Raw genomic sequence first — 13,425 nt, forward strand, 5'->3', positions numbered from 1 at the left:
TCCTCAGGCGAGGTTGAGCAGGGCGGCGGCGTTTTTGCTGCGGATGGCTTGGAAGTCGGCGTCGGGCAGGTCCGCGGCGTGCAGCGCGCCCAGCGGGTCCTCGGTGCCCATGTCGAAGGGGAAGTCGGAGCCGAGCAGGACCCGGTCCGGACCGGCGGCCCGGACCAGCTCCCGCAGCACGTGCGGGTCGTGGACGAGGGAGTCGAAGTACAGCTGCTTCAGGTAGCTGCTCGGCTCCCGGGCACAGTCCCGGGCGTCGGGGCGGGCGCGCCAGGCGTGGTCGGAGCGGCCGATGTGGGTGGGAAGGTAGCCGCCGCCGTGCGCCGCGATCAGCTTCAGTCCCGGATGGCGGTCCAGGACGCCGGAGAAGATCAGGTGGGAGAGGGCGACGGCGTTCTCGGTGGGCTGGCCGACGGTGTTGGACAGGTACCACTGGTCCAGTCGCTCGTCGAGCGTGCAGCCGAACGGGTGCAGGAAGACCAGGGCGCCGGCCTCCTCCGCGCGTGCCCAGAAGGGGGTGAGCCGCGGGTCGGAGAGTTCCACCGCTCGGGTCCCGCCCGGCCCCGGCGCGTGCGAGGACAGCTCCACGCCCCTCAGGCCCTGGTCCAGTGCGTGGTCGAGCAGGGCGACGGCGAGGTCGGGGTGTTGCAGGGGAACCAGCCCGAGGCCGTGAAGCCGGTCGGGGGCCTTGGCGCGGTGTGCTGCGGTCCCCTCGTTGGCCAGGCGGCAGACCCGCTCGGCCAGCCGGGGCTCGGCCCAGTAGTGGTAGTGCGATGGCGAGGGGCTCACCAGCTGCACGTCCACGCCGGCCGCGTCCATGGCCGCGAGGCGCACGGTGACGTCCGTCAGCTTCGGCACGCGTGCGCCGACCATGGGACCGTTCACGGCCAGGGCAGCTGACCCGTTGCGGCGGGCGTCGAGGTCGCGGGCCTCGGCGAGGCCGGGGTGACCGGCGACGGCCTCCTCGACCTCCGGGAGCAGGAGGTGGGCGTGGACGTCGATCGTCGGTGTCTGCAGGGGCGCGGTCACGGGAGTTCCTTCAGCGCGTTCATGGTGCGGCCCACCAGTCCGGGCACGTCCGCGTCGCGCACCCCGTCGAGCAGCCACTGGCCGAGCTGGACGGAGGCGTCGACGACCATGCGTACGCGGGGCAGGCGCCGTGCGTGGTAGTTGGTGAAGAGCTGGTCGTCCCAGTCGCTTCGGGTGGTGAGCAACTCGGCGAGGACGGAGGCGTCCTCCAGAGACATCGCCGCGCCCTGGGCGAAGGTGGGCGGGCAGCAGTGGGCGGCGTCCCCGACCAGCACGACCCGGCCGCGGTGCCACGGGCCCTCCACGAGGTGGCGGTGGAACCAGGTGTAGTTGACCTTGGCCGGGTCGTCGATGTGTTTCGTGATCTCGGGCCAGAAACCGCCGTAGGCCTGGGCGAGCCGCCGCATCTCGTCCGCGTACGTGGCCGGGTCGATGGAGGCCCGGTCGCGGCTGGCCTCGACGACGTACGCGTAGATGGTGTTCTCGCTGGTGGGGCAGTAGCCCGCGATGTAGGCCGGGCCGCCGTACGCCAGGTCGGTGCGGTCCAGGCCCTCGGGGCGGGGGGCCGCTATGCGCCAGATCGCCATGCCGGTGGGCTCGGGTGTGTCGGTGATGCCGACCGCGGCGCGGGTGGCGGAGTTCAGGCCGTCTGCGGCGATCACCAGGTCGTAGCGGCCCTCGGTGCCGTCGCTGAAGCGGACCGAGACGCCGTCGTCGTCCTGCTCCAGGGTGTCGACGGTGGTGCCCAGGCGGACGATGGCGCCGGAGGCGCGGACCGCGTCGATGAGGATCTGCTGGAGCTGCGGGCGCTGCATGCCGAGGGTGGCGGGCAGGTCGTCGCCGCCGGTCTGGAGGTCCTCGGCCACGAAGAGGACGGTGCCGTCGGGGGCGGTCATGCCCAGCGAGCCGAAGGCGAATCCGGAGGAGCTGACCTGCTCCCACACGCCCAGTTCGCGCAGGACGCGCAGGGCGTTGCCCTGGAGGGTGATACCGGAGCCCGTGGTGGCGTTCCAGTCGGGCTGGGCCTCGATCAGGTCCACGCTGATACCGGCACGGCGCAGCAGGATGGTGACGGCGTTTCCGGAGGCGCCGCCGCCGATGACGAGGACGGTGGGGCTCCCCCCGCTCGAGCGAGGTCGAGAGTGGGTGAGGGTGTCAGCCATGTCGGGGAAACCTCCCGAGGTTGGGCCGCGCGGCTTCGAGCGGCGGTGTGCGGCTCGCCCGCTGGGAGCGCGGGCCGGAGGTGGGGACGGGGTGCGAGGTGGGGACGGTGTGCGGGGCCGGATGCGCCGCTGCTGTCAGGGGAGGGTGGCGGCGCATCCGGCGGGTGAGCGGGTCGGCGCCGATGGCCGGCGGCCGAGCGGGTCGGCGGCTGGGTGCCGGGGCGGTCGGCGAGCGCCGGGGCGGCGGCCGGGCGGATTACTTGACGGCGATGGGGCTAACCGGGGAGCCGACGGCTCCGGTGATGGGCAGCGGTGCGGCGGTCAGCCAGAACTCGTACACGCCGTCCTCCGCGCAGTCCTCGGCGAGGGCGTCCAGGTCCCACATCTCGCCGATCAGCAGGCCCATGTTGGGGATGACGACCTGGTGCAGCGGCTGGAAGGCGCCCTCGAACTCGTTCGGCCGTACCTCGAAGCCCCAGGTGTCGGTGGCGATCCCGGCGATCTCGGTACGGTGCAGCCAGCCGGCGGTGGTGAACGACAGACCGGGCGCGGGGCCGCCCGCGTAGTCGCCCCAGCCGTCACGCCGGGCGCGGGCGAGGCGCCCGGTGCGGACGAGGACGATGTCGCCGCGGCCGACGCTCACGCCGTGGGCCTCGGCGGTCTCGGTCAGGTGCTCCGTGGTGATCGCGAAACCGTCGGGCAGTTCCGGCCTGCCGTCGTCGTCACCGATGACCCGGCCCACGTCCAGCAGTACGCCGCGACCGGCCACGTACGGGGCCATGTGCTCGATCCCGGTGACCAGGTCGCCGGCGGAGGTGACGACCTTCTCGGCGTCACGTCCGTTCCACGCCTTGCCGTGGTCGAAGATGTGCCCGAGGCCGTCCCACTGGGTGGAGCACTGCAGCGGCATCGCGATCACGTCGTCGGCGCCGCCGATACCGTGCGGGAAGCCCTGGTTGCCCAGCGCCGCGTCGGTGCCGGTGTCGAGCATGGTGTGCACCGGGTTGGTCCGCCGGCGCCAGCCCTTCTGCGGGCCGTCCATGTCGAACCGCTGCGAGAGGGAGAAGCTCAGGCCCCGGCGCACCAGTGCCGCGCCTTCGCGCCGCTTGGCCTCGTCGAGGAAGTTCAGCGTGCCGAGCACGTCGTCCTCGCCCCAACGTCCCCAGTTGGAGTACGCCTTGGCGGCCTCGGCGATCGCACCCTCCGGGTCGTGGCGGTCCAGGCTCATGACTTCTCCTCCACGCAGCGGGTGCGCTGCATACCCAGCCCGGTGATGGACCCCTCCATGACGTCACCGTCGCGCAGCAGCCGTCCCCAGTGGATGCCGTTGCCGGCCGGGCTTCCGGTCAGCACCAGGTCGCCGGGCAGGAGTCGGGAGGTCTGCGAGATGTACGACACCAGCCGCGCGACGCCGAAGAGCATGTCCTTGGTGGACTCGTCCTGCATGGTCTCGCCGTTCAGCTTCAGCGTCACCCGCAGGTCACCCGGGTCGGAGACGGACTCGGCGGGCACGATCCAGGGCCCGAGCGGGGTGAAGCCGGGGGCGTTCTTGCAGCGCAGCCAGTCGGTGCCGATCGCGGGCATGTCCCGCCGGAAGACGGTCGCGCGGTCGGTGAGGTCGTTGGCGATCGTGTAGCCGGCGACGTACTCCAGGGCCTCCTCGACGGAGACCCGGTAGGCGGACTTGGCGATGACCGCCGCCAGCTCCAGCTCCCAGTCCGGCTTCTTCGCCCAGGAAGGGAGTGCGACGTCGTCGTACGGGCCCGCGATGGTGCTGGGCAGCCCGATGAACACGTACGGCAGGTCCTCGGCGGCCCGGCGGTCCATGACCGCGGCGATCTCCGCGCGGGCCTCCTCCACGGTGCGCGGGTCGTCGGGGGAGCGGTGGGCGGCCTCCAGGTCGATCACGTGCTGGCGGTAGTTGGCGCCGGACTGGAAGATCTGGCGGGGCTCCAGCGGGGCGTGCACGTGCAGGCCGTCCAGTGGCCGCCAGTCCAGGGCGTCGTCGTCCGCCAGGGCGTACAGGACGGGGAGGGTCTCCTCCCAGCGTTCCAGTACGGCACGCACGCCGGACGGTGCCCAGTCCAGGGCTTTGCCCAGGTCGAGCACCCGCTCCTTGGCCAGGAGACCGGGAAACGGCTCCCCGTCCGGAACGGAGACCGTGCCGAGCGCAAACGGGCCGGCAGGTTGCACGAGCGTTGCCATCAGATTTCCTCCTGCTGGGTTGCGGTCTACTGTGGCCTCGATCGGCGGATCACGGAAATTGCTCCTGTGGATGCGCCGAATCCATGACGTGGATGGCTCTTGCTCGCCCAGGTGGTGCCCGATGAACCTGTCCCGACTCGACCTCAATCTGGTCCTCGCCCTGCGCGCGCTGCTGGAGGAGCGCAATGTGACCCGGGCCGGCGAGCGCGTCGGGCTGAGCCAGCCCGCCATGAGCGCGGCGCTGTCCCGACTGCGCCGCCATTTCGACGACGAATTGCTCGCCCGCACCGGCAACAGCTACGAGCTGACACCGCTCGGTGTCGCCCTGCGCGACCGCAGCGCCACCGCGTGCGACCTGCTGGAGCGTGTCTTCTCCAGCCAGGCCGACTTCGACCCGGCCGCCGAGACCCGCGAGTTCACCCTGCTCGCCGCCGACTACGGCGCGGCCGTGTTCGGCGCCGCTCTCGCCCGCGTCCTGCACCAGGAGGCGCCCGGCCTCCGGTTCACCTTCCAGCACCCGGCGCCCTCCGTCACGGAGAACACCGCAGCCCTGCTGAGCACCGTCGACGGACTGCTGATGCCGCACGGCGTCATCGATGGCTTCCCCTTCGTCGACCTCCACCAGGACCGCTGGCTGTGCATGATCGCCGACGACCACCCCGAGATCGGCCACGAACTCACCCTCGACCAGCTGGCCCGCCTGCCCTGGGCCGTCTACCAGCGCCCCTACGACGCCCCGGCCGCCCGCCAGCTCAGCATGCTCGGCATCAGCCCCCGGGTGGAGGTGTCCGTGCAGACCTTCCAGCTGCTGCCCCACATGGTCGAGGGCACCCGCCGGATCGCGATGATCCAGGAGAGCCTGGCCCGTAAGGCGGTCCGTTCCGCCGCCGTGCGGGTCCTGCCCTGCCCGTTCGAGGCCGTGCCGGTGCAGGAGGCGATGTGGTGGCACCCGGTGCACACCCAGGACGCCGCCCACATCTGGCTGCGGCAGAAGGCCGCGGAGGTGGGCGCGACGCTGACGGGATACGGCACGGCGAAGGCACCGTCCGCCGGACAGGGCGCCGGGCCGGCGCCGGGCCGGCTCTGACCACGGCCCGGGACCGACACGACCCGTCCCCACGGGTCGCCGTGGGGACGGGTTCCGCGGCGTGCGGCCAGTCCACTGCCACGTCTGCAGCGTCCGCTGTGTTCAGGCCGCCTGCTCCGGCAGCGGCTGGGGGGCGACGGCGTCCGCACGGCGGCGAGCCGCCAGCAGTCCCGCCGCGACAAGGGCCGCGGCCAGCCCCAGCATGCCGACCGCACCGGCGAGAGAGCCGACCGCCGACTCCAGGCCGAGCAGCACTAGCGGACAGACGAACGCACCGCCGAAGAAGGCCGACGTCCACAGCCCCGTGCCGCGGCCGCGGTCCTCGAACGCCAGCCGGGACATGGCACTGGTGAGGAGGGCGGGCAGCAGCATGCCCGTACCCAGACAGTTGACCACCGCCCCGATGACCAGCAGCGGGGCGCTGCCGGCGAGGAACATCACCCCGAAACCGGCCGCGCAGACCGCGAAGACCGCGGGCAGCAACGGGTCCGGGGAGCGCTTCAGCCGGGCGAAGATCACCGCTCCGGCCACGGTGGCGGCACTCGCGATCGCCGTGGCCAGACCGATGACGCCGGGGCCCTCCACACCGAGGTCGTCGAGCAGGTACGCCATCTCCACCGGGACCGTGTAGAAGACCATCGCTCCGAAGAAGGTGAGGGCGCAGATCCCCGCCAGCGGCCGCCAGGGGAACGGACGACGGGTCGTGGCCACCGCCGGGGCCTCGTGGGTGGCCGCGCGGGCCGCCGGGTTGGGCAGAGCGGCGGCCATCAGTGGGGCGATCACCAGGCTCACGGCGTAGATCCAGAAGGGCACGCGCCAGCCCGCCGCGCCGACGGCGCCGCCGACCACGAAGAAGGCGGTGGCCGACGCGGAGGTACACACGGCCTGCAGCGCCAGGTACTTCGCCCGCTGCCGGCCGCTGTAGTAGTCGCCGATCAATGTGGTGCAGCAGGTCATGATGGCGGCCTCGGCGACACCGACCAGGGCGCGGCTGGCGATGATCGCGCCCAGCGAGTCCAGCCAGAGCGGCGCCGTTCCGAACACGGCGTACAGGACGGTCGCCACGATCAGCAGGCGCTTGCGGCCCAGCCGGTCCACGATCACCCCGGCGAACGGTGCCAGCAGTGCCAGCGACAACGCCGGAACCGTCAGCGCGAGGGGCACCAACGCCTTCGCCCCCTGCGTCGAGGTGAAGTGGTCCTGCATCCTCGGCAGCACCGGGGCGATCAGCACCGCACCCAGGACCGGCAGACAGCTGCCCGCCATCAGCAAGGTCAGGCGCACCACATGAGCGGGGCCCGACACGGCGACGGGTGACGGAGCACCGTCGTCGACCGCGGCGGAGGGCGGGGTCGGGGACACGGAACCGGGCATGGCGACTCCAGGGGACGGCGTACGTGGGCGGGCATGCCTTCTCGGGCGCCGACGGCGCACGGCATGCTGGGGACGACCGCACGTCGGCGGCTGGTCCGGACAGCGGCGTGCGGGTAGCGACGACTATGGGCCGCCGGGGGCCGCACCACCACCCTCCGCGCGATCCGGATCCCGTATCCGGCCCATCCACCGCGTGGATGGGCCGGCCAGTGGGGCGCGACATCCTTGCGGAGGCTTGTCCGCATGCGGGAGGTGATGTTGTGCTTCGCCAGGGCTTCGAGTGCCGCTCCGGCGAGCGCCGAACCGGCTTGATTCAGGACGAGCTCGATGCTGCTTTCGACAGATCTGACCGGTGGACGGGGTGGGCTCTCAAGTCGGTCGAGCCGGACGTCGCGTACCTGCCCCGCGGCAGCGATCGCGGCTGCGGCGATGGGTCGTATCGACTGGATCCGCGCATGCCGCTCGTCGCCGACCACCAGCGCCGCTACGGCGTGAAGCGGCTCTGACCATCCTCGGCGTCGCCCGCTCCAACTTCTACTACTGGCGCCGCACCGCCGCGGACCGGGCCGCCCGGCAGGCGGCCGACGCCGCTCTCACCGTACGGATACGGGCCGTGCACCGTGAGCCGGACGGCACCTACGGCGTCCCCAGGATCACCGCCGCGGGTGCGTTCGGCGGCGGTGCGCGTCGATGACCCGCACTTTCACGGTGCCGATCACCGACAGGTAGGAGCCATCGACGAGGCGGCTGAAGACCGGCGCAGCGGGGTGACGTCCGTCATCCCGGGCTGCTGGCCAAGATCGTCACCACGCTCGACGTGCTCTCCGGCGGCCGGGCCTTCCTCGGGCTCGGCGCCGCCTGGGACACACGTGAGCACATCGGCATCGGAGTGCCGTTCCCGCCGGTCGCCGAGCGTTTCGAGCGGCTGGAGGAGACGCTGCGCATCTGCGGGCAGATGTGGGACCCGCAGAACAACGGCCCCTTCGAGGGCAGGCACTACCACCTGGCCGAGACGATCTGCGCCCCCGCACCGGTGAGCACCACGCGCCCGGAGATCATGATCGGCGGGGGCGGGGAGAAGAAGACCCTGCGGCTGGTCGCCCGGTATGCGGACGCCTGCAACCTCTTCGTCTCCGACGTAGGAGAGCGTGGCGCACAAGCTGAAGGTGCTGCGCGACCACTGCGACGACGTCGACCGCGACTACCGAACCATCCGCAAGACCGTCCTCTGCATGGACCCCAGCGGTACGATCGACGGCTTCGCCGAGGCCATGCCCGAATACGCCGACCTGGGCATAGAAGAGGCCATCGTCGCGCCGCCGGACGGCGCCGCCGCCCAGTGGATCGAGCTCTGCGCCGGGCCGGCGGCGAAGGCGGTGGCCGAGCCGGGCTGACGACGCGAGGCGCATGAGTCACCGGACATCGGTCAGGAACGGACGCTCAGGTTCTCGAACAACACCATCCCGGCCGCGGTGTTCGACGCGGGCACGTGGTACGTCTCGTGCACTCGGCGGATCCGTGGACCCAGCGCGCCGCGCATGATCAGCCACATGATGAGTTCGATGCCCTCGGAGCCGGCCTCGCGGATGTAGTCCTCGCGCGTCAGCGCGGCCAGCTTCTCCGGGTCGTGCTCGATCACGTCGAGGAACATCCGGTCGAAGTCCTGGTTGATCAGCCCCGCGCGGGCGCCCGCGAGCTGGTGGGACATGCCGCCGGTGCCGAAGACTGCGACCTTCAGGTCCTCCGGGTGGGCGCGGATCGCCTCGCCGAGCGCGCGGCCGAGTGCCAGGCACCGCGCGGCGGTCGGCTGCGGGTACTGGATGACGTTCACCAGGAGGGGCACCACCGCGCACGGCCAGCGTTCGCCGGGGTCGGGGCAGTACACCGACAGCGGCACGGTCAGGCCGTGGTCGACATCGAGCTCCTGGTACACCGTGAGGTCGAACGAGGCGTCGATCAGGCTCTTGACCAGGTGATCGGAGAACTCCGGGGCGCCGGTGACGGTCGGCACGGGACGGCTGCCCCACCCTTCGTCGGCCACCTGGTACGACGGGGCCGAGCCGATCGCGAAGGTCGGCGTGACACTCAGATCGAGGGCGTTGGCGTGGTCGTTGTAGACGACGACGGCGATGTCGGGGGTGTGCCGGGCCATCCACTCGCGCGCCGGTGTGTATCCGTCGAACAGCGGCTTCCAGTAGGGGTTTTCGGTCTTCCCGTGGTCCATGGCAGCACCGATCGACGGTACGTGCGAGGTGGCCAGTCCCCATATCACCTCAGCCAAAGCTCCGCCCTCCCCCTTTGAGTGCCTCCGCGAACTCCTCGGGGGTCATGCCGGTGAAGACCCCGCCGAGGTACTGCATGGATTTCCCGTCGACCATGGCGAGCTTGAAGACGTAGAAGATGGAGCCGCCCAGCTCCATCATCCGGTTCCAGTCGCGTTGGAGAACGGCGTCCCGTTGCTCCGCCGTGAGCTCGTACGCCGCGCAGTACGCGGATTCGTCGGCCTTGAACCTCTCCCGGTTCTCGGCGTACTTGAGGGACCCGCAGAGCTGGTTCAGTGCCCGTCCGCGGCGACTCTCGGCGGCGTCGAAGACGTAGGTACCGGGTACCTGGGGTGTGCTGCTGGACATCCCGTTCCTCTCCTGTGTGGTTGCCGTGACGGTCAGTGCAGGAGTCCGCCGCCGTCGCAGACGAGCGTCTGACCGGTGACCATGACCGCGTCCGGTGAGGCGAGGTAAGAGACGAGCCCGGCGAAGTGCTCGGGGGTGACGAACTCCTTGATCGCCTGCCGGCTCATGGTCTCGGCGAAGACCTCGTCGCCGGAGTGCGCCCGGGTGCCCGGGGTGGCCACCTGCGCGGGCGCCACCGCGTTCACCGTTATCCGGTGCTCGCCCAGTTCACGCGCCATCACCCGGGTCATCCCGAGGAGCGCACCCTTGGCGGCCACGTAGGCGATCTGACCGGGCGCCCCGGTGAAGAAGGTGCGGGACGCGACATTGATGATCCGCCCGCGGTGCGGGCTGCCGCGCAGATACGGCACGCACGCCTGCACCATGAGCAGCGGGCCGACGGCGTTGACGGCGAAGAAGCGGTGCAGCTCCTCGGGGGTCGCCTCCAGCAGCGGCACACGGCCGGACAGCAGACCGGCGTTGTTGACGAGGACGTCGACTCCGCCGTATGTCTCGGCGACCTCGTGCACCGTCTGACGGGTGGCCGCCGGGTCGCTGACATCGCAGCGCCACGGCCGCACACCGGCAATGTCACCGGTGCCGTCCGGTTCGGCGACGTCGAGTGCGGCGACCGTGAATCCGTCCGTGGCCAGTCTGCGGACGATGGCCTGCCCGAGGCCGCCGGCGGCGCCTGTGACGACCGCGACCCGAGGGCTCTTCTGGCCGGTCATGGCGCCTTCTCCTGCGGATGGGTGGCCAGGGCCTCCACCGTGATGTCCATCCACTTCCACATCGGCAGGGACGCCAGGGCGTCGTGCAGCTCCGCCGGGTCGGCAGCCTCGTACAGGCCGATGGTGGCGTTACGGCCAGGGACCCGCCACAGCCGCTTGAGGATTCCCGCCTCCCGGAGCTGCATGGCCCGTTCGCGCTCGCCCTTGCGCAGGGCTTCGCGTACATCGTCGGGGGTGTCCGGAGGCAGGGTGTTCTCGGTGCGGACGAGGAATTCCATGGGGCGTCCCTTCGGCGGGGTCAGGCTGCTGCGATCTCCAGCAGCAGTTCGGCCAGTTCGGCGGGGGCGGTGACCATGGCCTCGTGTCCGGTGGCGATCTCGTGGACCGGCCAGCCGAGGGCGGCGGCCCGCTCGGCGTGCGGGGTGAACACCCGCATCCAGTCGGTGCATTCGACGAAGACACCGGGGACCTGGGCAGCCTTGCCGGTGAGTCGCAGCGGCTCGGTGTAGGTGAGCCACGGGTGTGGGGTCAGCCGCGGGCCGAGCCAGTCGAGGTCCGCCTGTTCGGCGACACCGAGCACGCTCAGCGAGCGCACCGGGATGAGCCAGCCGAAGCCGGGTCCGGCCACGGACTCCCGGTAGTGCCCGGCGATGCGTTCGGGAAGCAGGTCGATCGCCGCGTCACCGTCGTCGCCGACGAAGGCATCGAGGTGGATCCGCTTGGCCAGCCGGTCCGGGATCCGGTCCGCGACCCCGGTGACGACCTGGCCGGCGTAACTGTGCCCGACGAGCACGACATCGCGGGCGTCGTGGGCCTCGATGAGCGCCACGACGTCCTGGACGTGCGTGGTGAGCCCGACCTGCGGGTTGAGCAGATGGGCGCGGTCGCTGACCCCGGTCAGCGTGGGTGCGTGCACCTCGTGCCCGGCCGCGCGCAGCAGCGGGGCGACGCGCTGCCACGCCCAGCCGCCGTGCCAGGCTCCGTGGAGCAGTACGAAGACGTGGCGGCCGCTCATGCGGACGCCCGGGGTCGCGTGCCGCCGGTCTGCTGTTCGCGGGCGAGCATCTTCGCCACCGCGCGACGTCCGCGCAGTGCGGCGAGGTCGGACCTGATGCTGGACTCGGCGGTGCCGCCCGGATCGGTGGCGTACATCACCTCCTGGGCCTCCAGGGCGTCGATATCCTCCTGCATCACGGCGAGTTGCTGCTCGTGCTGGAACTTCGTGAGCTCCTGGTCGTCGATGAGGTAGTCGCGGCCCAGCGCGTAGAAGTCGTGCGTCTCGTTGCCACGCCCCGGCGTCATCCCGTACAGCACCTTCATGTGGAAGCCGTCCGGCTCCTCGGTGCCGGTGGCCGCGACGCGGATGTTGAGGACGAAGATGCCCGGCGGGTAGAAGTCGCCGTCCTGCCAGCGGTCCACCGGAGAGGTCAGTCCGCAGGACTTCTCGTAGAACGGGGGCGCCTCGATGCCGACCATGCGGCGGCTGAAGCTGACCCGGTCGCCGTCCACTGTCACGTCGATCGGGGTCGCGGCGACGGCGGCGTTGCCGATGCTCGTCGGGTGCAGGAACGTCTCGTGGGTGAGGTCGAGCAGGTTTTCCAGGAGCAGCATGTGGCGGGCCTTCAGCGGGACGACGCCGTGGACATGGGTCCAGTTCGGGTCGGTGAGCCACGAGGTGTCGGGCAGCAGGCTCTCGTCGGCGAGCTCCGGGTCACCGGGCCAGATCCAGACGGCACCGTCCCGCTCGACCAGCGGGAACCGGCGCAGCGCCGCCTTGGGCCGGTCGGCCTGCTCGGCGACCCCGACGCACACGCCCTGGCCGTCGAAGCGGTAGCCGTGGTAGTCGCACTGGAGGACGCCCTCGTCGTCGAGGTGGCCCAGGGACAGCGGGTACTTGCGGTGTGGGCAGCGGTCCTCGACGGCGGTGACGGTTTTGTCGGGAAGCCGGTAGAAGCAGACCGGGAGGTCCGTGATCCAGCGCTGCTTGAGTGTCCGGCCGATCTCGTCGGACCAGGCTCCCAGGTACCAGCCGTTGCGTACGTGCGGTGTCAGCATGGCGGGTCTTTCCTTTCAGAGGTCCAGTCAGAGGTCGAGGACGAGGCGGCCGCTGCGGGCGCGGGAGACGCAGATGAGCATCGTGTCGTTCGCGGCGCGCTCCTCCTCGGTGAGCAGGGAGTCGCGGTGCTCGACCTCGCCCTCGAGGACAGCGGTCTCGCACGAGCCGCAGATGCCCTCCTCGCAGGAGGACAGGACCGGGACGCCCGCCTGCTCCACAGCCTTGAGGACCGTCAGTTCCGGCGGCACGGTCAGCGTCACCCCGGACGCCCGCAGCTCCACCTCGATCGGTTGCCCGGCCGTAGTGTCTGCGGGGATCCGCCCGCCCGCCGCGGCGAACCGCTCGACATTCAGCGCCCCGGTCGGCCACGTGGCGCAGTACGCCTCGACCGCGTCGATCAGTCCTGCCGGACCGCAGCAGTACACCAGGGCGGACGGGTCGGGATCGCCGAGGAAGCTGGCGAGGTCGAGCAGCCCGTACTCGTCCTGCGGGCGCACGGTCACACGCTCGCCGTAGCGCTCCAGTTCGGTCAGGAACGCCATGGACGTGCGGCTGCGGCCGCCGTAGAGCAGGAACCACTCGGCCCCCACTGCCTCGGCCTCGGCGATCATCGGGAGCAGCGGGGTGAGGCCGATGCCGCCGCCGACGAACAGGTACTTCGGCGCGGTGCGCAGGGGGAAGTTGTTGCGGGGACCGCGCACCGTGAGTTCGCCGCCCTCGTGGACGCTGTCGTGGATCCATTGGGAACCGCCGCGTCCATCCGGCTCCCGCAGCACCGCGATGCGCCACCAGGCCGTGTCCTGTGCCGGGCCACACAGCGAGTACTGGCGGGTGACACCCGTGGGCAGGACGACGTCGATGTGCGCTCCCGGCTGCCAGGACGGCAGCGGACCGTCGTCACCGGAGCGCGGTGCGAGCTCCAGTGACACGACATCGTCCGCCACCGTCCGACGGGTCAGTACGGTGACGGTGCCCTCGAACTCGGCGCCGGTGGTAGCGAGAGTGCGCGTGTCCGGGGCGGCGGCTGATGGGCTCGTCACGTTCGTTATCTCCTCGGCACGGTCGATTCGCGGACCACTTCCGCCGTGGATCGGCGGCCGCAACTGACGCT

14 protein-coding genes and 1 pseudogene are annotated in these 13,425 nt (G+C 71.2%); 3 read left to right on the plus strand and 12 right to left on the minus strand.

Annotated features, from left to right (window positions below; all coding sequences use genetic code 11):
• Positions 1-3: 3 nt before the first annotated feature.
• From GWK25_RS24640 to GWK25_RS24655, 4 genes are all read right to left on the minus strand, one after another.
• Complete coding sequence (locus GWK25_RS24640) at positions 4-1,029, minus strand: amidohydrolase family protein (protein ID WP_374200639.1); 1,026 nt, start codon at positions 1,027-1,029, stop codon at positions 4-6.
• Positions 1,026-2,192, minus strand: coding sequence for an FAD-dependent oxidoreductase (locus tag GWK25_RS24645; protein ID WP_215453038.1), 1,167 nt, complete (start codon positions 2,190-2,192; stop codon positions 1,026-1,028). Before GWK25_RS24645 ends, GWK25_RS24640 begins: the two co-directional genes overlap by 4 nt.
• A 256-nt stretch (positions 2,193-2,448) precedes the next feature.
• A complete protein-coding gene (locus tag GWK25_RS24650; RefSeq protein WP_215453039.1) occupies positions 2,449-3,420 on the minus strand; it encodes a cyclase family protein in 972 nt (323 codons plus the stop codon).
• Positions 3,417-4,397, minus strand: coding sequence for a fumarylacetoacetate hydrolase family protein (locus GWK25_RS24655; protein WP_215453041.1), 981 nt, complete (start codon positions 4,395-4,397; stop codon positions 3,417-3,419). Before GWK25_RS24655 ends, GWK25_RS24650 begins: the two co-directional genes overlap by 4 nt.
• A 121-nt stretch (positions 4,398-4,518) precedes the next feature.
• Between GWK25_RS24655 and GWK25_RS24660 the strand changes: the two genes are divergently transcribed.
• Complete coding sequence (locus GWK25_RS24660) at positions 4,519-5,484, plus strand: LysR family transcriptional regulator (protein ID WP_215453042.1); 966 nt, start codon at positions 4,519-4,521, stop codon at positions 5,482-5,484.
• Positions 5,485-5,586: 102 nt separating this feature from the next.
• On the opposite strand, the gene GWK25_RS24665 is transcribed toward GWK25_RS24660, so the two are convergent.
• Entirely contained in the window at positions 5,587-6,858 is a 1,272-nt protein-coding gene (locus GWK25_RS24665; RefSeq protein WP_215453043.1) for an MFS transporter, read from the minus strand.
• A gap of 260 nt (positions 6,859-7,118) precedes the next feature.
• On the opposite strand from GWK25_RS24665, the gene GWK25_RS24670 reads away from it, so the two are divergent.
• Positions 7,119-7,364 (plus strand): hypothetical protein, encoded by a 246-nt coding sequence (locus GWK25_RS24670; RefSeq protein ID WP_215453044.1) that lies wholly within the window; start codon positions 7,119-7,121, stop codon positions 7,362-7,364.
• A 269-nt stretch (positions 7,365-7,633) separates the two neighbouring features.
• Positions 7,634-8,252 (plus strand): annotated as a pseudogene (locus GWK25_RS24675) (LLM class flavin-dependent oxidoreductase); the annotation flags it as partial.
• 32 nt (positions 8,253-8,284) lie between these two features.
• Here the strand turns inward: GWK25_RS24675 and GWK25_RS24680 are convergent.
• Genes GWK25_RS24680 through GWK25_RS24710 form a run of 7 tightly spaced genes read right to left on the minus strand, consistent with a single transcriptional unit; the run spans position 8,285 to position 13,354 of the window.
• A complete protein-coding gene (locus tag GWK25_RS24680; RefSeq protein ID WP_215457553.1) occupies positions 8,285-9,130 on the minus strand; it encodes a class III extradiol dioxygenase subunit beta in 846 nt (281 codons plus the stop codon).
• 1 nt (position 9,131) lies between these two features.
• Complete coding sequence (gene ligA, locus GWK25_RS24685; RefSeq protein WP_215453045.1) at positions 9,132-9,488, minus strand: protocatechuate 4,5-dioxygenase subunit alpha; 357 nt, start codon at positions 9,486-9,488, stop codon at positions 9,132-9,134.
• 32 nt (positions 9,489-9,520) lie between these two features.
• A complete protein-coding gene (locus GWK25_RS24690; protein WP_215453048.1) occupies positions 9,521-10,258 on the minus strand; it encodes an SDR family NAD(P)-dependent oxidoreductase in 738 nt (245 codons plus the stop codon).
• Positions 10,255-10,536, minus strand: coding sequence for a muconolactone Delta-isomerase family protein (locus tag GWK25_RS24695; RefSeq protein ID WP_215453050.1), 282 nt, complete (start codon positions 10,534-10,536; stop codon positions 10,255-10,257). The genes GWK25_RS24690 and GWK25_RS24695 overlap by 4 nt, the downstream gene beginning before the upstream one ends.
• Positions 10,537-10,556: 20 nt before the next feature.
• Complete coding sequence (locus GWK25_RS24700) at positions 10,557-11,273, minus strand: alpha/beta fold hydrolase (protein ID WP_215453052.1); 717 nt, start codon at positions 11,271-11,273, stop codon at positions 10,557-10,559.
• On the minus strand, positions 11,270-12,313 hold the full coding sequence (locus tag GWK25_RS24705) for an aromatic ring-hydroxylating dioxygenase subunit alpha (protein WP_215453054.1): 1,044 nt from the start codon (positions 12,311-12,313) through the stop codon (positions 11,270-11,272). Before GWK25_RS24705 ends, GWK25_RS24700 begins: the two co-directional genes overlap by 4 nt.
• A 27-nt stretch (positions 12,314-12,340) precedes the next feature.
• Complete coding sequence (locus GWK25_RS24710; RefSeq protein ID WP_215453056.1) at positions 12,341-13,354, minus strand: PDR/VanB family oxidoreductase; 1,014 nt, start codon at positions 13,352-13,354, stop codon at positions 12,341-12,343.
• Positions 13,355-13,425: the final 71 nt, after the last annotated feature.

The sequence above is a fragment of the Streptomyces sp. ATCC 21386 genome (assembly GCF_018728545.1).
Taxonomy (GTDB): domain Bacteria; phylum Actinomycetota; class Actinomycetes; order Streptomycetales; family Streptomycetaceae; genus Streptomyces.